The 21,210-nt window shown below is 44.0% G+C and carries 20 protein-coding genes, 1 tRNA gene and 1 riboswitch; of the genes, 1 reads left to right on the forward strand and 20 read right to left on the reverse strand.

Annotation, left to right across the window (positions count from 1 at the left end):
• Positions 1 to 107 precede the first annotated feature (107 nt).
• The 14 genes from rnr to J2S25_RS07800 form a co-directional block, all read right to left on the reverse strand.
• The gene (rnr, locus tag J2S25_RS07735) at positions 108 to 2,462 is read right to left on the reverse strand and encodes a ribonuclease R (protein ID WP_044390550.1); all 2,355 of its coding nucleotides are present in this window, start codon (positions 2,460 to 2,462) and stop codon (positions 108 to 110) included.
• A 34-nt stretch (positions 2,463 to 2,496) separates the two neighbouring features.
• Entirely contained in the window at positions 2,497 to 3,243 is a 747-nt protein-coding gene (locus tag J2S25_RS07740) for an alpha/beta hydrolase (protein ID WP_044390549.1), read from the reverse strand.
• A 166-nt stretch (positions 3,244 to 3,409) separates the two neighbouring features.
• Complete coding sequence (gene secG / locus J2S25_RS07745; RefSeq protein WP_044390547.1) at positions 3,410 to 3,643, reverse strand: preprotein translocase subunit SecG; 234 nt, start codon at positions 3,641 to 3,643, stop codon at positions 3,410 to 3,412.
• A gap of 125 nt (positions 3,644 to 3,768) precedes the next feature.
• Positions 3,769 to 5,067 carry a phosphopyruvate hydratase gene (eno, locus tag J2S25_RS07750; RefSeq protein WP_044390545.1) on the reverse strand — a complete coding sequence of 433 codons (1,299 nt, stop codon included), beginning with the start codon at positions 5,065 to 5,067 and terminating at the stop codon, positions 3,769 to 3,771.
• 48 nt (positions 5,068 to 5,115) lie between these two features.
• Positions 5,116 to 6,663, reverse strand: a complete 1,548-nt coding sequence (gpmI, locus tag J2S25_RS07755) for a 2,3-bisphosphoglycerate-independent phosphoglycerate mutase (RefSeq protein WP_307191613.1) — start codon at positions 6,661 to 6,663, stop codon at positions 5,116 to 5,118.
• Positions 6,656 to 7,417 (reverse strand): triose-phosphate isomerase, encoded by a 762-nt coding sequence (gene tpiA, locus J2S25_RS07760; RefSeq protein WP_044390541.1) that lies wholly within the window; start codon positions 7,415 to 7,417, stop codon positions 6,656 to 6,658. The genes gpmI and tpiA overlap by 8 nt, the downstream gene beginning before the upstream one ends.
• A gap of 65 nt (positions 7,418 to 7,482) precedes the next feature.
• Complete coding sequence (locus J2S25_RS07765) at positions 7,483 to 8,667, reverse strand: phosphoglycerate kinase (RefSeq protein WP_307191614.1); 1,185 nt, start codon at positions 8,665 to 8,667, stop codon at positions 7,483 to 7,485.
• A gap of 186 nt (positions 8,668 to 8,853) precedes the next feature.
• Positions 8,854 to 9,861, reverse strand: coding sequence for a type I glyceraldehyde-3-phosphate dehydrogenase (gene gap, locus J2S25_RS07770; RefSeq protein WP_044390538.1), 1,008 nt, complete (start codon positions 9,859 to 9,861; stop codon positions 8,854 to 8,856).
• A 50-nt stretch (positions 9,862 to 9,911) separates the two neighbouring features.
• Positions 9,912 to 10,940, reverse strand: a complete 1,029-nt coding sequence (locus J2S25_RS07775) for a sugar-binding transcriptional regulator (protein ID WP_307191615.1) — start codon at positions 10,938 to 10,940, stop codon at positions 9,912 to 9,914.
• Positions 10,941 to 11,063: 123 nt separating this feature from the next.
• Complete coding sequence (locus tag J2S25_RS07780; RefSeq protein ID WP_307191616.1) at positions 11,064 to 11,324, reverse strand: glutaredoxin family protein; 261 nt, start codon at positions 11,322 to 11,324, stop codon at positions 11,064 to 11,066.
• 19 nt (positions 11,325 to 11,343) lie between these two features.
• On the reverse strand, positions 11,344 to 12,687 hold the full coding sequence (gene rpoN / locus J2S25_RS07785; protein ID WP_044390532.1) for an RNA polymerase factor sigma-54: 1,344 nt from the start codon (positions 12,685 to 12,687) through the stop codon (positions 11,344 to 11,346).
• A gap of 364 nt (positions 12,688 to 13,051) precedes the next feature.
• Positions 13,052 to 13,618, reverse strand: a complete 567-nt coding sequence (locus J2S25_RS07790; RefSeq protein ID WP_052806904.1) for a PilZ domain-containing protein — start codon at positions 13,616 to 13,618, stop codon at positions 13,052 to 13,054.
• Positions 13,618 to 14,334, reverse strand: coding sequence for an EAL domain-containing protein (locus J2S25_RS07795; protein WP_044390531.1), 717 nt, complete (start codon positions 14,332 to 14,334; stop codon positions 13,618 to 13,620). Before J2S25_RS07795 ends, J2S25_RS07790 begins: the two co-directional genes overlap by 1 nt.
• A 76-nt stretch (positions 14,335 to 14,410) precedes the next feature.
• Positions 14,411 to 14,493, reverse strand: a riboswitch (cyclic di-GMP riboswitch).
• Between the two features lie 285 nt (positions 14,494 to 14,778).
• Positions 14,779 to 14,850: transfer RNA gene (locus J2S25_RS07800), tRNA-Arg, on the reverse strand.
• 405 nt (positions 14,851 to 15,255) lie between these two features.
• Here J2S25_RS07800 and clpP point away from each other — a divergent pair.
• Positions 15,256 to 15,861, forward strand: a complete 606-nt coding sequence (gene clpP, locus J2S25_RS07805) for an ATP-dependent Clp endopeptidase proteolytic subunit ClpP (RefSeq protein WP_044390527.1) — start codon at positions 15,256 to 15,258, stop codon at positions 15,859 to 15,861.
• A 46-nt stretch (positions 15,862 to 15,907) separates the two neighbouring features.
• On the opposite strand, the gene J2S25_RS07810 is transcribed toward clpP, so the two are convergent.
• The 6 genes from J2S25_RS07810 to trxB form a co-directional block, all read right to left on the reverse strand.
• A complete protein-coding gene (locus J2S25_RS07810) occupies positions 15,908 to 16,165 on the reverse strand; it encodes an HPr family phosphocarrier protein (protein ID WP_044390525.1) in 258 nt (85 codons plus the stop codon).
• 18 nt (positions 16,166 to 16,183) lie between these two features.
• Positions 16,184 to 17,131, reverse strand: a complete 948-nt coding sequence (gene whiA, locus J2S25_RS07815) for a DNA-binding protein WhiA (protein WP_044390523.1) — start codon at positions 17,129 to 17,131, stop codon at positions 16,184 to 16,186.
• 88 nt (positions 17,132 to 17,219) lie between these two features.
• The gene (gene mgfK, locus J2S25_RS07820; protein ID WP_044390521.1) at positions 17,220 to 18,203 is read right to left on the reverse strand and encodes a gluconeogenesis morphogenetic factor MgfK; all 984 of its coding nucleotides are present in this window, start codon (positions 18,201 to 18,203) and stop codon (positions 17,220 to 17,222) included.
• Positions 18,200 to 19,093, reverse strand: a complete 894-nt coding sequence (gene rapZ, locus J2S25_RS07825; protein WP_044390519.1) for an RNase adapter RapZ — start codon at positions 19,091 to 19,093, stop codon at positions 18,200 to 18,202. Before rapZ ends, mgfK begins: the two co-directional genes overlap by 4 nt.
• 39 nt (positions 19,094 to 19,132) lie before the next feature.
• Positions 19,133 to 19,591 carry an NUDIX hydrolase gene (locus J2S25_RS07830; RefSeq protein ID WP_307191657.1) on the reverse strand — a complete coding sequence of 153 codons (459 nt, stop codon included), beginning with the start codon at positions 19,589 to 19,591 and terminating at the stop codon, positions 19,133 to 19,135.
• 411 nt (positions 19,592 to 20,002) lie between these two features.
• Positions 20,003 to 20,953 (reverse strand): thioredoxin-disulfide reductase, encoded by a 951-nt coding sequence (gene trxB / locus J2S25_RS07835; RefSeq protein ID WP_307191617.1) that lies wholly within the window; start codon positions 20,951 to 20,953, stop codon positions 20,003 to 20,005.
• Positions 20,954 to 21,210 lie beyond the last annotated feature (257 nt).

The following is a 21,210-nucleotide window of genomic DNA, read 5'->3' on the forward strand; positions in this document are numbered from 1 at the left end:
CCCCTTATCTGTTCTCTAATTTTAGCAAATAAAGTGTTCCTCCACAACGAAAAGAGAGCTAGGACAACAGAGAGCCCCTTCGTCAGGAGCTCTCCAGTAAACATTGCCTATTTTCTCTTTTTCGGTTTACGTTTGGCAGCTGGTGCGTTTTCGAAGAATTTTTTCTTCTTGCTCTTTGGATTTGAGCTTGAGCCGTTTTTGCTGTTCCCAAAACTCCGGCCTCCGCGCTTACTCTCTTCTTCTTTTCCGTGACGCGGCTTTTTCTCGCTGCTGCCGGTCTTGAAGATCTTTGGCTGAGCCGGACGCTCACGTCTTGGCGTGCCCTTCATGCCGACGATTTCAAAATCAATGGAACGCTCATCTTTGTTCACTTTGATGACTCGGACAGTAATTTCATCACCAATTCGGAAGACATTGCCCGTTCGCTCGCCAATCATCGCCAGATGTCGTTCATCATAGCGGTAATAATCATCGGTCATATAGCTGACATGTACTAGACCTTCGATGGTATTTGGCAGCTCAACGAACATTCCAAAGTTTGTAACGGAACTGATGATACCATCGTATTCTACTCCCACCTTGTCTTCCATGTACTCCGCTTTTTTCAGCTCATCTGTTTCACGTTCGGCTTCTACCGCACGGCGTTCCATGTTGGAAGAATGCTCGGCAATATCCGGCAGCACCGCATTCCATTTTTCCTTCGTTGCCTGGTCCAGTCTGCCCTCAATCAAGTATGTCCTGATCAAACGGTGGACAATTAAGTCTGGATAACGGCGGATTGGTGATGTGAAATGAGTGTAATACTCCGTTGAAAGACCAAAGTGGCCCAGACTCTCCGGATAGTATTTCGCCTGCTGCATCGAACGGAGCATGACAGTTGATATTACCATTTCCTCCGGCTTTCCCTGGACTTCCTCAATGATTTCCTGCAGGGCCCTTGGATGAACCCCATTTGCAGAACCTCTGACAAGATATCCGAAGTTGGTAATGAAATCAAAGAATTTCCTGAGTTTTTCTTCTTTTGGATTCTCATGGATACGGTAAATGAACGGCACATCCAGCCAGTGGAAGTGCTCAGCGACCGTTTCGTTCGCTGCAAGCATGAATTCTTCAATCAGTTTTTCAGCAACGGAACGCTCTCTTAACACAATATCTGTTGGATGGCCGTCTTCATCGACCAGTACCTTTGATTCTTTAAAATCAAAGTCAATTGCGCCGCGATCCATTCTTTTTTTCCGAAGAATAGCAGCGAGTTCCTCCATCAATTCAAACATTGGCACTAAAGAATCATATCGTGAACGGGTTTCTTCGTCTTTATCAACAAGGATACGATTGACATCAAAATATGTCATCCGCTCAGTCGTCTTGATGACACTCTGATAGATTTCATGGTCTATGACCTGTCCATCTGGAGTGATCTCCATATTACAAGACAGCGTCAGTCGGTCGACTTTCGGATTCAGGGAACAAATACCGTTCGATAAGCGGTGCGGAATCATCGGGATGACCCGGTCAACGAGATACACACTCGTGGCACGGTCTTCTGCTTCGCGATCAATTGGTGAATCCTCGGTTACATAATAGGTGACATCCGCGATATGAACGCCAAGTTGATAGTTGCCATTTTCGAGTCTCGTCACCTGAACTGCATCGTCAAGGTCCTTGGCATCAGCGCCGTCAATCGTGACAATGACTTCATTGCGCAGGTCACGGCGATTGGCCATTTCACTCTCCTTGATTTGGTCTGGGGCATTATTCGCCTGCTTCATTACTTCATCTGGAAATTCCATTGGCAAGCCATGTTTATGGATGATCGAAAGGATATCAACACCCGGGTCATTTTTATGGCCGAGAATGGCGATTACTTCTCCCTCTGCGCTTTTTCGTCCTTCAGGAAAGCTCGTCAGTTTTACAACGACCTTATGTCCTTCCACTGCCCCCATGCCAGCTTCCTTTGGAATAAAGATATCGCTTGTGAATTTCTTATCATCGGGTATAACGAAGCCAAAATGTTTGCTTTCTGTATAAGTCCCGACGATTTGTGAGACACCTCTTTCAAGAATCCGCACTACTGTGCCTTCCCGGCGCTGGCCAGAACTGTCTGACGATACACGGACAAGGACGGTGTCCCCGTTCATCGCATTGCCCGTTTCATTTGGCGGGATAAAGATATCATCCATGCCCGGCTCTTCTGTTATGACAAAAGCGAAGCCCTTAGCATGGGCGCTTAATCGGCCGCGGACTAAATTCATTTTTTCGGGAAGACCATATCGGTCACTGCGAGTTCTGACAACTAGGCCCTTCTCTTCCATAACCACAAGTGCTTTGACAAACTCTTTGAATGTCGAGGAGTCCTCGATTCCAAAGGCACTCTCTAGTTCCTGGACGGTAAGCGGCTTATAGGCTTCATCTTTCATATGGTGCAATAGCCTGTCTATATGGCTTTTAATGTTCTCATCCATATAAATCCCTCCTTCTATTTAGTGTTCTTTCTCTTTATTCTTGCCAATCTAACGTTTCAAGAAACTCATAAACGTCTTCATGAAGCTGATCGCGTTCCTTATCAAGGGTGATGACATGCCCTGACTCTTCATACCACTTCAATTTCTTATGTTCTGACTCAATGTTGTCATAAATGATATTCGCACTGTCAGGATCGATGATCACGTCATTGCGCGCCTGGACAACAAAAGTCGGAGCATAAATTAGGTCTATGCTTCCCCGGACCTCCTTGATCAGTTCCTGGAGGTCTTGTAAGGTGGCCATCGATTTTTGTTCGAGTGCCTTTACCTCTGCCTCTATTTGCTCCACCGGCTTGCCTTCCAGTCGTTTGTATTCGCGCGCATACTCAAGGACGCCCCGATACATCAACTCTTCCGTCTTCAGATGCATCGGTGCGCACATTGGCACGATTCCCTTTAACGGCTTGGAATATCCAAGCTTCAAGGACAGGACGCCTCCCAGTGACAATCCGGCAACTGCTATTTCCTCATATCCTTCTCTCTTTAGGAACTCGTATCCATCAAGCGCATCCTGCCACCAATCAGCAGGTCCTGTATGTATAAGTTCTTCAGGAGGTACCCCATGTCCTTTAAAAACAGGTGCATGGCAAGTATATCCTTTTCCTTCTAAAAATCGGCCCAGCATCCTGACGTCCGCAGAATTGCCGGTAAATCCATGCAGCAGCAATACCGCTCTTTTTCCAGCTTTAAATGTAAAAGGTCTTGGCACTAACTTTCGCATTTTTCTTCTCCCTCTGTCTAATCTCTTTCTTAGTTTTAACAAACATACATGGAACATTCAATTAAAAGACTTTAATTTGTAAATACCCTGATTCCCTGTAAATATGTAGGTTATTTGTACACAATAAAACCCGGCCTCTTGTTGGAAGCCGGGTGAATTGCTTGTATTATAGTTTAAAATAAGTAACGGCAATTGTCAGAACAAAAAATAGAACCGATAGAACAACCGTAACTCGGTGAAGAACTAAATCCAGCCCTCTTGCCTTCTGCTTACCAAACAATTGCTCAGCGCCTCCAGAAATAGCACCAGAAAGACCAGCACTCTTGCCTGACTGAAGAACAACAACCGCAATAAGTCCAATGCTCACAATCACTAGCAGAACGGTTAAAAATGTATGCATGACGTACCTCCCGATAAAACTGTAACAGTAAGTTTAATTTATCACACTTTCGCAATGGACACAATACTTGGCCGAATTGTTGTAAAAAAACACCGGAAGCATCGTCATGCAACCGGTGTTTCTGATTACTTCTTCAGGTTGTAGAAAGATTTGATTCCGTTGAAGCGAGCTGTTTCGCCAAGCTGATCTTCAATGCGAAGAAGCTGGTTGTATTTCGCTACGCGGTCCGTACGTGATGGTGCACCAGTCTTAATCTGGCCAGCATTTGTTGCAACAGCGATGTCAGCGATCGTTGAATCTTCTGTTTCACCAGAACGGTGAGAGATCACTGCAGTGTAGCCTGCACGCTTCGCCATTTCGATTGCATCAAAAGTTTCTGTCAAAGTACCAATTTGATTCACTTTAATCAGGATAGAGTTGCCTACGCCTTGCTCGATTCCTTGAGCAAGCTTCTTCGTGTTGGTAACAAACAGGTCATCCCCAACAAGCTGAACTTTTCCGCCTAGGCGCTCAGTCAATAGCTTGTGGCCTTCCCAGTCGTTTTCATCTAACCCGTCTTCAATTGAGATGATTGGGTATTTAGAAGCCATTTCTTCGTACCAGTCAACCATTTCTGCAGAAGTTTTCACGACACCTTCACCAGAAAGGTGATACTTGCCGTCTTCTTTGTTGTAGAACTCAGATGATGCAGCGTCCATTGCAAGCATTACTTGCTCGCCTGGTTTGTAGCCTGCTTTTTCGATCGCCGTCACGATTGTTTGAAGTGCTTCTTCATTGGAACCAAGGTTTGGAGCGAAGCCTCCTTCATCCCCTACAGCTGTGTTCAAGCCTTTTTCCTGAAGAACAGACTTCAGGTTGTGGAAAATTTCCGCTCCCATGCGAAGTGCTTCACGGAAGTTTTCTGCGCCAACAGGCATTACCATGAATTCCTGGATGTCTACGTTGTTGTCCGCGTGCTCGCCGCCATTCACGATGTTCATCATCGGAACTGGAAGCTGCTTGGAATTGAATCCGCCAAGGTATTGGTATAAAGGAAGATCCAGATAGTCTGCAGCAGCGTGGGCAACTGCCATAGAAACACCAAGGACAGCATTTGCACCTAACTTGCCTTTGTTTTCAGTGCCATCTAATTCGATTAGCGCCATGTCGATGCCGTTCTGGTCCAGAACGTTGAACTCTTCGCCAACAAGGAAAGGAGCGATAATTTCATTCACGTTTTCAACTGCTTTTAACACACCTTTGCCAAGGTAACGGCTCTTGTCACCGTCACGAAGTTCAACGGCTTCGTATTCACCAGTAGAAGCACCACTTGGAACGAGCGCGCGTCCAAATGCGCCTGATTCTGTATAAACCTCTACTTCGACTGTTGGGTTTCCGCGGGAATCCAATACTTCACGTGCGTATACATCTGTAATAAATGGCATAAATACACTCTCCTTATATTATATGTTTGTTTGATGATGAAGCTGGATCTATTTGAAATCCGCCTTGATTAAAGATTTTCCTGTCATTTCTGCCGGCTGGTTCAGTCCCAGCAATTCTAGCATAGTAGGTGCCAAGTCGCCGAGGATTCCATCTTCCCTGAGCTCAACGCCTTCTTTCGTCACTATGACAGGTACCGGATTTGTTGTGTGCGCCGTCATTGGATTGCCTTCAAGGGTTACTACCTCATCTGCATTTCCGTGGTCCGCAGTGATAATCGCAGTTCCGCCTTTTGATAAAATCAGGTCTACAATGCGTCCAAGGCACTCATCCACTGTTTCTATCGCCTGAATCGTCGGCTCGAGCATACCTGAATGTCCTACCATATCCGGATTTGCAAAGTTCAAGAGAATCGCATCAAAGTTTTCTGCTTCGATTTCCTTGATCAAAGCGTCCGTCACTTCATACGCGCTCATTTCTGGCTTCAGGTCATAGGTTGCAACCTTTGGCGAGTTGATCAGGATCCGCTGTTCACCCGGGAATTCCTTCTCCCGGCCGCCGCTCATAAAGAACGTTACGTGCGGATATTTTTCTGTTTCGGCGATGCGCAGCTGAGTCATGCCAGCCTGGGATATCACTTCTCCTACTGTGTTATCCAGGTTGGTTGGCTTGAATGCCACATAGCCATCAACCGTCTCACTGAAATGCGTCAAGCAAACAAAGTGAAGATTTTCGGGATGACCTTCGCCACGATCAAATGAACGATAGTCTTTATTTGTAAAAGTGTTTGAAATCTGGATTGCGCGATCAGGACGGAAATTGTAGAAAATCACCGCATCTTCGTTCTGGATTGTCGCAACTGGTGAACCGTCCGGACGTACAAGCACAGATGGAACAACGAATTCATCAAAGATGCCATTATTATAGTTATCTTCAATCAATTCCATTGGGTTCGAATACGTTGGTCCGTCGCCGTATACCATGGAACGGTACGATTTCTCTACACGATCCCAACGCTTGTCGCGGTCCATCGAATAGTATCGCCCAGAAATCGTGGCAAATTCACCGACTCCGATTTCACTCATTTTTTCTAGCGTTTGTTCAATATACTTAGGGGCAGTTTGCGGTCCAACATCACGGCCGTCAAGGAATCCGTGTACATAAACATTCGTTAGGCCTTCCTCAGCAGCAAGCTTCAAGAGAGCAAACATATGCTCAATATGGCTATGAACTCCGCCATCTGATAGCAAGCCCATCAGATGAAGAGCTTTGCCTTTTTCTTTTACATGCTTGATCGCCGCAAGAAAGGTCTCATTTCTTTCAAATTCGCCTTCACGGATGGAAAGGTTTACGCGTGTAAGGCTTTGATAAACAATACGGCCGGCTCCGATGTTCAAGTGGCCCACCTCGGAATTCCCCATTTGACCCTCAGGAAGTCCGACCGCCTCGCCACTTGCCGTTAAATTCGCGTGCGGGAATTTACTCCAATACCGATCGAAATTCGGCTTTTTCGCTTGGGCAACGGCATTCCCTTTCGACTCAGACCGACATGCAAAGCCATCGAGAATGATTAAGGCTGTTGGTGACTTTTTACTCATTCTTACCTGCCTCCAATAACTGTAAGAAGGAATCTGCCTCTAGGCTTGCTCCGCCTACCAATGCGCCGTCGATGTCAGGTTGAGACATATATTCCTTGATATTCGTTGGCTTAACGCTTCCGCCATATTGGATCCGTACCGCTTCCGCCACTTCTGGTGAAAATTGCTCGGCAACTACTTTGCGGATGTGAGCACAAGTTTCGTTCGCATCATCAGCTGTGGAGGACTTGCCTGTTCCGATCGCCCAGATCGGTTCATAAGCAATAACCGTTTGTTTTACCTGCTCCTCCGTAAGTCCGGTGAGCGCAGCTTTGATCTGACCGCCAACAAACTCGTTTGTTTCGCCATTTTCACGCTGTTCAAGCGTTTCGCCACAGCAGACAATCGGAGTCAGATTGTATTGGAATGCTGCCAATGTCTTCTTGTTCACTGTGTCGTCTGTTTCATTGAACATTTCGCGTCGTTCCGAGTGGCCGATAACGACGTATTTTGCACCAATATCCTGCAATGCCTTCGGGCTGACTTCGCCTGTAAAAGCACCGCTTTCTTCAAAGTGCATGTTTTGTGCGCCAATTTCAAGATCTGATTGCTTGGTTAAATCAACGAGCTGGCCAAGGAATAGGGCAGGAGCACATACAACAGATTCAACCTTGTCCTTTGAAGGTACAAGTCCGCTTACTTTTTCAATGAAAGCTTTCGCTTCAGGCAGCGTTTTATTCATTTTCCAGTTACCAGCAATGATTGGTTTTCGCATGCTGACACTTCCTTTCAAGATTGCTGTTTTAAAGTTTCCCTTAGATATATTAGGTCCGTAAAACCTTACTTATCATTCAAGGCGACTACTCCTGGCAGCTGTTTTCCTTCCATAAATTCGAGGGAAGCTCCGCCGCCTGTGGAAATGTGGCTCATTTGTTCAGCCAGTCCAAATTTCTCGACTGCTGCTGCAGAGTCCCCTCCGCCAATGACGGAATATGTATCGCCTGCATCGGCTAATGCTTGTGCTACAGCTTTTGTTCCTTCGGCGAACTTATCTATTTCGAAGACGCCCATAGGTCCGTTCCAGATCACCAGTTTGGACTTTTGGATGACATCCCGGTATAGTTCAGCAGTCTTCGGTCCGATATCTAGCGCTTCCCAATCTGCAGGAATTTCTTCAATCGCGACGATTTTTGAATTTGCATCGGCAGAAAAATCATCGGCAACGATCCCGTCAACCGGCATGTAGAAGTTCACGCCTTTTGCCTTTGCCTTTTCTATGAAGCTTTTAGCCAATTCAATTTTATCTTCTTCTAAAAGAGATTTGCCGATTTCGTAGCCCTGTGCTTTTACAAATGTGTAAGCCAGTCCACCGCCGATGATCAGGTTATCTACTTTTTCCAATAGGTTATCGATGACGCCGATTTTGTCTTTAACCTTCGCGCCGCCAATAATCGCAGTGAATGGACGCTCTGGGTTTGACAATGCTTTTCCAAGTACTTCAAGTTCTTTTTCCATCAGGAAGCCAGAAACAGCTGGAATATACTTGGCGATCCCCTCTGTTGATGCATGCGCACGGTGTGCCGCTCCAAATGCATCATTGACATATACATCAGCAAGCTCTGCAAATGCTTTTGCAAGTTCAGGATCATTCTTCTCTTCGCCTGGATAGAAACGGACATTTTCAAGAAGCAGTACATCGCCCTCGTTCATGCTGTCGATTTCAGATTTTACAGATTCGCCATAAGCTTCATCTGTTTTTTGTACATCCTTTCCTAGCAGCTCAGACAGGCGCTTTGCTACAGGAGTCAAACGCAATTCTTCCACAACCTGCCCTTTTGGCCGGCCAAGATGGCTTGCAAGAAGGACTTTTGCACCTTGATCCATCAGGTACTTGATTGTTGGCAGTGCAGCACGGATCCTTGTATCATCCGTAACCTGTCCATCCTTCATCGGCACGTTGAAATCGACGCGGCAAAAAACTCGTTTTCCTTTTACATCCACATCTTTTACTGTCTTTTTGCTCAAAGCTAGAAACCTCCTTTGAAATAGCGCAATTGCGCGATTTTGCATAAAAAGCGCAAGCGCCTTGGTCAGCCCTCAGACACTGGAGCTAGACAATGTTCCAAAAAAAGAGGAGAGGGAATTTTTACCCCGCTCCCCTTTCATCCCACTACATTATAGTCGTAAATGGATTATGAATCCAATATTTGCTTACAGACCTTTTTTAGCGATGAAATCAACTAGGTCCACTACACGGTTAGAGTAGCCGGTTTCGTTATCATACCAAGAGATTACTTTTACCATACTGCCTTCCATAACCATGGTGGAAAGCGCATCGATTGTAGAAGAATTGGTACAGCCATTGTAATCGCTAGATACGAGTGGCTCTTCGCTGTATCCAAGGATGCCTTTAAGTTCGTTTTCTGAAGCTTTCTTAAATGCAGCATTGATTTCTTCCACTGTTACGTCCTTTTCAAGCTCAGCAACTAGGTCAACAAGTGAAACGTTTGGAGTTGGAACGCGCATTGCTCCACCGTTCAGTTTGCCTTTTAGTTCTGGCAAAACTAAAGAAACAGCTTTTGCAGCACCAGTTGTTGTAGGAATAATGTTTTCCGCAGCTGCACGCGCACGACGGTAGTCTTTGTGCGGAAGGTCAAGAATTTGCTGGTCATTTGTGTATGAGTGAACAGTTGTCATCATACCGCGCTTGATTCCAAAGTTATCGTTCAGAACTTTCGCGAATGGTGCCAGGCAGTTTGTTGTACAAGATGCATTAGAGATTACATGGTGGTTAGCTGCATCGTATTTGTCGTCGTTTACACCCATAACAATCGTAATGTCTTCGTCAGATGCTGGAGCAGAAATAATAACTTTCTTTGCGCCTGCTTCCAGATGCTTCGCTGCGTCTGCACGCTTAGTGAAACGTCCAGTTGATTCTACTACTACTTCTACGCCAAGATCGCCCCAGCCAAGCTGAGCTGGATCTCTTTCAGCAAGCACCTTCACTTTATGGCCGTCCACTACAAGGTAGTCACCATCAACTGTAATGTCTTGGTTCAATGTTCCATGAACGGTGTCATATTTTAAAAGGTGTGCAAGCATATTCGCATCTGTTAAATCATTGACTGCCACCACTTCTACATTAGGGTTTTTTAGAGCCGCGCGGAACACGATGCGTCCTATACGTCCAAATCCGTTAATACCAACTTTTACTGCCATGAATATTTCCTCCTTTGATTCCTATAAAAGGTGTTGTTTATATTAAGGTGTTACCCTTGTAACAATGTTTTAGCGGCCCCTTCATCCGTGACCAAAATGGTCGAGGAAGGTGCCTGTTTCATATAGGCTCTGATTGCCTTTGCCTTTGACTGCCCGCCAGCAACCGCGATAATATTGCCTATATTTGCGAGATCCTCCAACTGAAGGCCGATCGTTAGCACTTTGTGGACGATTTCTCCTTCTTCGTTAAAATAATAGCCAAAAGCCTCGCCGACTGCCTTGCCTTCGAGAATTTTTTGCAAATCTTCTTCGCTAGTATTGCGGCGTTCCGCCATTGTAATAGCGTCTCCAATCCCATGTAAAACCATGCTTGCTGATTTGACTAAATTCCATACTTCATAAATCAGCGGTTCTTTGATAAAAGACTTGTACACTTCGCTGCTGACCTGATCCGGTACATAAAAGACCCGGTTGCGGGATTTCGTTTTGTCTGCCATGATGGCACAAACCGTATTCGCCTGATTCTTGACGTCCTCGCCGATTCCGCCTCTTGCTGGTACGAACACCAAACCTTTTTCGCCAAAGTCAGGAGTCAGGCTTTCCGCCACGGCCGCCATCGTCGATCCCCCAGTTACAGCAATGATATTTTTATCGCCATGGAGGAGCTCTTTCATGCTTCCGGCTGTCGCGCGGCCCAGCTCGCTTTTCACCCATGGTAAACGATCGCTGTCTCCTGGAACCACAATGACCTTTCGGATGCCCATGCGTTTTTCAAGCTGATGCTCTAATGTGTTTATACCCATTATGTCCCGCATTACTCTATCAAGACTTTCCAGTATATCTTTACCCTCTTTTGTCAGTGTCATTCCTGAAACCGACATGGAGATCAGATTCTGGTCTTTCAAAAACTCTACCTCAGAACGCAAAACCCGTTCTGTCAAATTCAGGCTGGTCGAGAGATTCCTCCTGCCAACTGGCTGCATTACGTTTATGTATTGGAGGATGAGAGAGCGTTTTTGCATAACTTGCAGTAAATCGGGCAATATTCTTTTTTGAATATCAATGAGCGATAAGTCCATGTTGATATTCTCCTTTATAAGTGATGGGCGTAAAATGTCCCGCTAAGACATATTATGTCCCACTCGTGGTAAAAAAAATCACCCCTGCTACAGAATCCATTTTAACAGGTGTGAAATTCTTAATCAACTTATAAACTCAAGGTTTTTTCGTGAAAACGCTTCATTTATGAACTTTTTAGTAATAATGCCATTTTGCAGCTCTTCTCCATCCAGTTTGATGACCGGAATGGTTATCCCATACTTTTCGACAAGCTCGCTATCGTCGTCAATATTGATTTCTTCTATTGTAAAATTCCAGTTTTGCTGGAGTTCTTCGAGAATCTGGCGCGCATTCTCGCATAAGTGGCAGCGAGGACGCGAATAAAGTTTGACTATTTTTTTCATTTCAGACTCCTTATCCTGCTTATTCGAATCGTTTTCGTTTGGCGGAGGACGGGATCCCTAACTGGTCTCGGTATTTCGCGACTGTTCTGCGGGATATCATCATTCCTTTCTGTTCCTTCAGCATTTCCACTAGCGCCTGGTCCGAAATCGGCTTTCTTTTATCTTCTTCCATTATATAGTGCTCGATTGCCGCCTTTACAGATTGCGATGAGGCATGATCGTTTTCGGTGGTGGCAACCCCACTAGTAAAGAACGATTTCAATTCATAGGTTCCGCTTGGTGTCTGCACATATTTTTCACGGACCGTCCGGCTAACGGTTGACTCGTGGATCTCCAGCTCATCCGCCACCTCCCTCATCGTCATCGGCGACAAGTGAGAAGGTCCTTTCAAGAAAAAGTCCGGCTGTTTTTCAATGATTTTCATCGATACTTTAAGCAATGTTTCCTTCCGCTGTTCAAGGCTGCGGCGAACCCACTGGAAATCCCCCTGCTTTTCCTGGAGGAATTTATTGACTTCTTGATCCTTATGCTGTGATAGCTGGCGATAATAGCTGTCGTTAAAAGAAATTTTCGGAATCAGCGCATCATAGACACCGACGGATAGTTTCTCTCCTTCTCGTTTCACGATAACATCCGGCACAATATAGGCCGGCTGCTCTCGCTGAAAAACTGCGCCTGGTTTGGGATCAAGCTTCTGAATCTCATCATGGACCTTCTGGATATCCTTCAAATCAATCCCCAGAATTTTAGCCAGAGCCTTCCACTTTTTCTCGGCAAAAAGAAGAAAGTGCTCGCTAATAATCGTGATTGCCAGCTGGTTTTCTCGTGAACGCTGCTGCCTTTTTAACTGAATAAGCAGACACTCCTGAAGGTCCTTTCCGGCGATGCCAGCCGGATCCAATGATTGCAGCTTAAAGAAAGCGCAATCGATTATTTCTTTATCAACTGCAAATCTTTTTATTAGTTCCTCGCGATCTAGATTTAAGTAACCGTTTTCATCTATATTTTCAATCAGCACAGGTAAAATCACTTTTTCTATAGGCGACGCTTTTAAGAAATTTAGTTGGGAATGAAGGTATTCTTCCAGCGTCTCGCTCTCATTGGAACCGATTTGCTCAATCAAGTTCCTATCGTCTCGATCGAAGCTTCGTTTTGGCTTTTTTCTCGTTCGGTCCATATTGGAGTCCAATTGAGTAATATTTTTGAATTCAACTTGCAACAGGGGATTTTCCACCGATTTAGCTTCTAAAAAAGCAGCAAGCTCCTGTGCAGAATATTGCAAAAGCGCAATTGCCTGAGTCAACTCCTGCGTCATCGCCAATTTCAACGTTTGCTTTTGCACCAAACTAGCTTTCATATCCATCCAAATCACCCCTGCATTCATTTTACATGATAAACGAGCATTGGTGTATGGAAAGAATTTGACAGGACAATCAAAATCCACTATCGACATCACATTACTTCCGACTACTTTTGCCGGAAAAGACGAAAACCTTTCCGGACTTGAACCAACTTCGGACTACTTTTGCCGGAAACGACGGAAACCTGTCCGAACTTTAGCAAACTTCGGACTACTTTTGCCGAAAACGACGGGAACCTGTCCGAACTAGCGCCAACTTCGGACTACTTTTGCCGAAAGCGACGAAAACCTGTCCGAACTAAGGCCAACTTCGGACAGCTTTCCCCTCCAAACCGAACCAGTTACCGAATGAACGTAGCTTCTTTAATCAAATACTGTCGGCAAACTCTTGATGAGCAGTTACTTTCGTTTTATTGTTAATAAACTTACTTAACTCCAATTGGGCTTGTCTACTTAAATTTTGAAATTCAATTCCATAAACAACGAATTCTTCCCCAAGATGATCTTCTCTTCTTACTATCTTCCCCTTTAAGATTAAAGGAATTCCATGCAATTCAAAAGAGATCATTACACAAATATCAGACCTTACAGGAAGTTCAAAATTACTCGTCATTTTCAATCCGGATAAGCTAATATCCTTAATATAACCAGTAATCTTCTTATTTCGTAAACTTCTAAATTTCGGATTTCCTATCTCATAAAAACTTACAGTACAAAATTCATTCTCAACTGGTACCCTTATACATTTTCTTCTGTTTTTCCTAGGTGTACCAACCGAAGGGGCTTTATCTGTTACTTGTTTGGGAAAATGCTTTTTTGGCTGTGAAGTTATTTCTGTTTTCATTCTTTTATTTAAATTAGCTATATTCAAATACATAAGAATATGAATCAATGTTATTGAAAAAATAATTAACAAGCTTATTTCAGTAGTCATTATAAGCAAACTCCTGTTCTTGAAAGGAGTGAAGGTTTACCGAGTAGATATCCTTGAGCATATTTAACACCTAAGCTTTTTAAAATTGCCAGGCTTATCTCGTCTTCTACTCCCTCTACAATTAGATCGGAATTGTATTTCTCACAAAAATTAAGCAAAGAAAATATAACGTCTTTTTTCTGCTCATTCGAAAATAAATCTGTAACAAAATAACGATCTAACTTTAAAAAGTCAGGTTGTAATTCTAAAAGCATCCTGATCGATGTAGAACCTTTACCAAAATCATCTACTGCTATTTTCAAGCCTAGTTTCTTTAATTCAGGTAATGCCATCTTTACTTTTTCTAAATTAATTTGCTCACTTTCTACAATTTCCAAGATTATCTGTTGACTCATGAAACGATTTTCCTGGATAATACTCCTTATAAAAGGCAGGAAATTGGGATTAATAATTGTCGATGGAAAGACATTTAAAAACAGTTTCTTTCGTCCTTTTGAATCATCTGCCAATTGGTAGGTGGCGAAGGCTTTGTGAATAGACCGCGAATCTAATTCATAAAGCCTTTTTTCCTTTTTAGCGATCCTGAAACTTTCTTCCGGATTGATGCGTTGCATGGTTCTTAATAGGCCTTCATAACCAACCAAGTGCCATTTCTGGACATCGTAGATTGGTTGAAATAAATGATACATTTCTAAACCTTGTTCTGATTCAATCATTTTACACCTCCATAAATATAAAAAAGCACAAATTCCCAAAAAAATGGGAGCGTGTGCTTTTTTCTTTCCCACTTTCTTCGGTAACCCAGCTACCTTAGCAATTGCCTTAGGTCTGAAGCTTTGCGTCCTTACCTTTCGATAAGTTTGCCTTTTTCGTATAAAGTGTCGATATAGTGAATAATTTACACTTTATTCCGACAAAAGTCTACACCATTTTACATTTTATTGGTTTTTTTAAAGAAAATATGGGTTTTTAGTTTTAATTAACCATCCAATTATTGGGTCCGGTTTCCTATTTGGTAATGAAGGTGTTCAAGAATATTTTGGGAATCTTTTATACGAATGACATCTCTATTTATAGGAATGTAAATAAAATAAGGGTTTTCGAGGTATACGGACAGTTGATCCGAATACTCGAAAACCCTTATTTTTTCTATGTTGTAGTGCCCTCGGCGAGAATCGAACTCACATTTTAAGCTTCGGAGGCTTACGTGCTATCCGTTGCACCACGAGGGCATGTCTGAAGTTGACAGTACGCTTAACTATTATAGGATAAGTCATCTCCATTTGCAAGAAGGATTTTCTGCCGTATCTTTTTTACCCGATGTAATCGATCCCGAATACACAGTTATCATACAAAAAATTTATTATGTGACGATAGTCGTTCGTCTCTTAAAATCTCAAATACTCATCTACATCTGCCCTATCAGCGTTTGTTTAAAAATGACTAACTTGGGTAAGATGGATACGGTACAGCAAATGGGAATATTGTCGAACAGTTTTTGCTGGCTTTGTAAGCGATTTGTTTGACCTTTATTGACCATGCGTGTATCATGAAACTACATAAGGCACTTTGGCAAACGAACCATTTAATGCCAGCCTAGTTATGGCAAGATTTAACGTTAAAGGAGGAAAACAAACATGAACTTGATTCCTACAGTTATTGAACAAACGAACCGGGGCGAGAGGGCATATGATATTTATTCCCGCCTTTTAAAGGATCGCATTATTATGCTGGGAAGCGGCATTGATGACAATGTTGCCAACTCCATTGTAGCCCAGCTGCTTTTCCTGGAAGCTGAAAATCCGGAAAAAGACATTTCTATCTACATTAATAGCCCTGGCGGCAGCATCACTGCCGGAATGGCAATTTACGATACTATGCAGTTCATCAAACCAGATGTACAGACAATCTGTATCGGTATGGCTGCTTCCATGGGTGCCTTCCTTCTCGCAGCCGGAACAAAAGGCAAGCGTTATGCCCTGCCAAACGCGGAAGTCATGATTCACCAGCCACTTGGAGGCGCACAAGGACAGGCAACTGAAATCGAAATCGCTGCAAAGCGCATCCTGTTCCTTCGTGAAAAGCTGAATACCATTCTTTCCGAACGTACCGGCCAGTCGCTTGAAGTCATTTCAAAGGATACGGACCGCGATAATTTCATGACAGCTGAGCGTGCGAAAGAATATGGTCTTGTCGATCAAATCATCACACGCAGCATAATCGAAGAAAAAAAGAATAAATAATCGCAGAAAACTCGCCCTTGTAAAAGAGCGAGTTTTTTTATTAAGCTTAATTTTCATTCTGAATATATTCAGTTAGCTTTGCTATCGCTTCTTCTTCGTCCTTTCCATTTGCGATCAGATTCACCGATACGCCGGAACTGACTGCCAGACTCATCAAGCCCATGATGCTCTTTGCATTCACCTTTTTCCCATCCTTCTCCAGAAAAATATCGGATGAGAACCTGTTTGCTTCTTGCACGAATAATGCCGCAGGGCGTGCCTGCAGTCCGGTCTTCAGTTTGACTTGCACCTGTTTTTCAACCATTGCTTTTCCTCCTGATCCCTATTTATTTATCGTTTGCCCGGCACGCAGTTTATCTGCTATCTCATCAATTTTTCGCAGCCGGTGATTGATTCCTGATTTGCTGATCGTTCCCCCGCTGACCATTTCGCCCAGCTCCTTGAGGGTGACTTCCTGATAATCGACACGAAGCTGAGCAATCTCCCTCAGCTTTTCCGGTAAAATTTGCAGGCCAACTGTATCCCTTATAAATCGGATATTCTCCACCTGTCTTAATGCGGCGCTGATCGTTTTATTTAAGTTCGCCGTTTCACAATTAACAAGGCGATTGACCGAGTTTCTCATATCGCGGACAATCCGGATATCTTCAAATCTCAGCAAGGCATTGTGGGCACCGACAATGGTCAAAAACTCGGTGATTTTTTCCGCCTCCTTCAGATAAGTGATAAAGCCTTTTTTCCGTTCCAGCGTTTTGCTGTTCAGTCCAAAGGTGTTCATCAACTGACTTAAAGAATCATTATGCTCCTGATATATCGAGGCAATCTCCAGATGATAGGACGATGTTTCCGGGTTATTCACTGACCCACCTGCAAGAAAAGCACCTCTTAAATAAGAACGCTTACAACATTTCTTTTTAACTAGTTCTCGTGAAATTTCATGGTTAATTTCCATGCCTTCTCCTAAAATCTTTAAATCCTCCAGAATTTCTCTGGCCGATTCATTCAGGCGGACAATATAAACATTATTTTTTTTCAGCCGCATCTTCTTTCGCACCAAAAGCTCTACCTGTATCTGATAGCTTTTCTTGATCAAGGTATAGATTCGCCTGGCAATCGCGGCATTTTCTGTCTGTACGTCTACGATGAGTTTGCGATTAGAGAAGGAAAGGGAACCATTCATCCGGATCAAAGCGGACAATTCGGCATTGCCGCAGCAGCCCTTCACGTCCATATTCGTGAGTTCTTTTTTTGTTTCCGAAGCGAACGACACCTCTTCACCCCCTGATTGTCTGGTGCTGACGCCTCACAAAAGGACAGCAGCTGTTTTTTTTATCGAGGCAAACGCTTGCTTCTTATATTTACGCGTTATGCCTCTTTTTGGTTTCATCAATTATCATCGAATATAAAATTTCTGCAACTTTCTTTGTATCATGTCGGATGACATTGCCATCCAGTTCTGCGATTTCGTCCTGGACGACTTCGACTCCTAAAGAATTCAATCGTTCCAGATCAAATACGACAGGCTGGGCCCGTTCTTCCTTGTAGCGAAGCTCCACATCCGGTGGGATGGTCTCACTGTTTACCAAAACCGTATCGATAAAAGCACAATCCATATGATCGTAGATCGCTTGTATATGGTCGCTTGCCGTAAAATCATGCGTCTCGCCGGCCTGGGTCATTAAATTGCAAACATACACCTTGCGCGCTTTTGCTTTGCACACTTCCTTGCCAAGCTTTTTCACAAGCAAGTTTGGCAGGATGCTTGTATATAAGCTTCCCGGGCCGATGACAATCAAATCCGCTTCTCTGATCGCCTGGAGCGTTTCAGGCAATGGCTTTACGCCTTCAGGGTTCAAGTACACTCTCTTGATTCGTTTGCCTGAGTATGGAATTTTCGATTCGCCTCTGACGATGCTGTCATCCTCCATCACCGCATTCAAAATGACGCTTCTGTTTGCTGCCGGCAAGACTTTTCCGTGCACATTGAGCACCTTGCTCATCTCCTGGATCGCATGGACAAAATTGCCGGTAATCGACGTCATTGCCGCCAGGATCAGATTTCCGAGCGAGTGGCCGGATAACTCATTGGATGTATTGAATCGATGCTGAAACATTTCCTCAATCAACGGCTCCACATCCGATAGGGCAGCGAGGACATTTCGAATATCGCCAGGAGGAGGAATCTGCATATTCTCACGCAGACGGCCTGAACTTCCGCCATCATCAGCCACAGTGACAATTGCAGTGATTTCGACGGGATGCTTTTTCAAGCCCCGGAGCAGGACTGGAAGGCCTGTTCCGCCTCCGATGATGACGATTTTTGGCAGTAGTTCCGTCATCATGTCGTAAGTCCCTTCCTTTTATCGATATCTCGGTGGGTCACGCGCGTATGGTAATCCTTCTCGAAATATTTGGCAATATGCTCCGCCAGTGCTACCGAACGATGCTGACCTCCCGTACAGCCGATGGCAATGATCAGCTGAGCCTTTCCTTCTCGCTTATAATGAGGAAGCATGAAGCTCAGCAGATCGGTGACCTTTTCAAGAAATTTGGATGTCTCATTCCATTTTAAAACGTATGTCGACACCTCTTCATCAAGACCGGTTTTTGGCCGCATATGCTCAATATAATGCGGATTTGGCAAAAAGCGGACATCGAAAACGAGGTCAGCATCGATTGGGATTCCATGCTTAAACCCAAAGGACATGACATTCACGGTGAAAATCGTCTTCTTATTAATCGAAAATTCTTCAAGGATTTTTTCGCGCAGATCTTTCGGTTTCATCCCGGTTGTATTATAAATAAGCTGCGCTCTGCCCTTCAGTTCTTCCAGCAGCTCCCGTTCAAGCTGGATGCCTTCAAGCGGCAAACCAGATGGAGCAAGTGGATGCGAACGTCTCGTTTCTTTATACCGGCGGACAAGGGTCGAATCATCTGCATCAAGGAACAAGACCTCGGGTGTCACCCATGAAGTTTCCGCCAGATCATCCAGTGCCTTGAACAAAGAATCAAAAAATTCACGTCCACGCAAATCCATGACCAGTGCGACCTTATTCATTTTAGTACCAGATTCCTTCATCAACTCAAGGAACTTCGGCAGCAAGGTCGGCGGCAAATTGTCGACACAGAAAAAGCCAAGGTCCTCAAAACTCTGGATCGCAACCGTTTTTCCTGCCCCTGACATACCTGTTATGATGACAAGCTGGGTATCAGTAATGGAACCGGTAGTCATTTCTCTTCCCCCTGAAAAATTAATTTTGTATTTTTCGGATTAATTTGGGTCGAGCCTGTAATGAATCAGCTCGAAATCCGGTGTATACGTAAATGTTCCATAAATGATTCCTTGTCCATGGACCATATAATCGAGAATATGATAATCTCCTGCCGCCATCGGCAGTTCTTTGATGTCCTCTATCCCGTGCCAGGAGATAGTCCCTTCGTCCGTAACATCGAGATTGTTCCCATCTGCCTCAGTAGCATAAAAAGTGAACATCATCCACTCAGATACGACCTGGTCCTCTTCCTTGATGACGAACGTGAAAATCCCTTTAATTTGAGGATTTCTCAGGTAAATACCTGTTTCTTCCCGGAATTCCCGAATACAAGAATCCTTCACAGTCTCTCCTGGTTCCATCTTCCCGCCTGGAGCCACCCACCAATTGCGGCGTGGCTTCTGCAGCAGCAAAATTTTATCCTCTTTCACCAAAACACAATTCGTGACGCGCTGCATTCTGTCCACCTCTTCATCAATATGCATTAGAAAAGTCCGCCGCAAAAAAGGCGGTATTCCTGCATACCTTTCACTTGTTGCTATTTTAATGGAATCCGGACGCATAGCCTTCAATTTACCGGACTTTTTATTCTTTCCATTATACTATTTTTCAGTTTTCCCCACAATGATATCGAAGAGCGATAATTTTTTAAGTGTTCTATTCGTTTGCCTATGTCTGTACCATTTTTATGGATAAAAAAAAGAGCACAGGATTACCTGTGCAACAAGGTTTATATTTTTAAAAGGGGGTCAATTTCTATTTTTATTATATCCAATGATTGTTTCACTACTGTTACAGTTGAATTAATAAACGATGACTTTTTGTTAATTTATCCCTCGATGTGAGGTTTTTCCCATCAATAAGAGCTGTTACGCTTTTGCTTTCAATTCCTCGATCAATTCTTCGACATAATGCTGAGCGTTTTGACCAGCGATACTTCCGTCGCCAGTTGCCGTCACGATTTGGCGCAGCGTTTTTTCACGGATGTCTCCAGCTGCAAAAATACCTGGAACTTTCGTTTCCATCTGCTCATTTGTTTCGATATAGCCGTTGCTGTTTGTAATGCCAAGGGCTTCGAATGGCTTGGTCAATGGAACCATTCCAATGTAGATGAACACGCCGTCAGCCGCAAATTCCTGTTCCGTGCCATCTAGTGTGGAAATTAGCGTCACGCTGCCAACTTTGCCGTCTTTATCATTGATTTTTTTGATCGTGTGATTCCAGATGAAATCAATTTTTTCATTCGCAAAGGCGCGGTCTTGAAGAATTTTTTGCGCACGAAGTTCGTCACGACGGTGCACGATCGTCACTTTTGAAGCGAAGCGCGTCAAATAAACGCCCTCTTCCACAGCGGAATCGCCGCCGCCAACCACTACAAGTTCTTTATTTTTAAAGAATGCGCCGTCGCAAACCGCACAGTAAGACACACCTCGGCCGCCAAGCTCCTGCTCGCCAGGAACGCCAAGCTTTTTGTACTCGGCACCAGCAGAAATGATGATGGAGCGGGCTTTGTATTCCTTATTGCCCACCTTTATTGTTTTATATTCTTTGCCATCGATGACTTCTTTTACATCCCCATAAGCATATTCTGCACCGAATTTTTTTGCGTGGTCAAACATTTTTGTCGATAGTTCTGGCCCAAGAATATGCTCAAATCCTGGATAGTTTTCCACTTCTTCTGTATTAGCCATCTGGCCGCCCGGCACGCCGCGCTCAAGCATCAGTGTCGATAAGTTCGCACGGGAGGTATAAACAGCAGCCGTCATCCCTGCTGGTCCGGCACCGATGATAATGACGTCATAAATTTTTTCTTCTGACATGGTGTACAACTCCTTTGGATATCATAATACGCCAATTTCCGTTACCCATTCGGAAATAGTATTTCCTGCATAAACCTATCCTATAAAAGAAGTGCTGCATAGTCCAAAAATATGCTTAAAAGAGGAATTTGTTTTCCGAAATTACTAAAATGCCTGAAACAAGCCTTATAGCGATTCATTTTTGCCCTTTTTCCTGCTAAAAAAGCTTTCAGAATTATTGACAATTTCGTGAAGAGTGATATGATCAAAATCAGAAA

Origin of the sequence: Mesobacillus stamsii (assembly GCF_030814065.1) — a bacterium.
Taxonomy (GTDB): Bacteria; Bacillota; Bacilli; order Bacillales; family Cytobacillaceae; genus Mesobacillus; species Mesobacillus stamsii.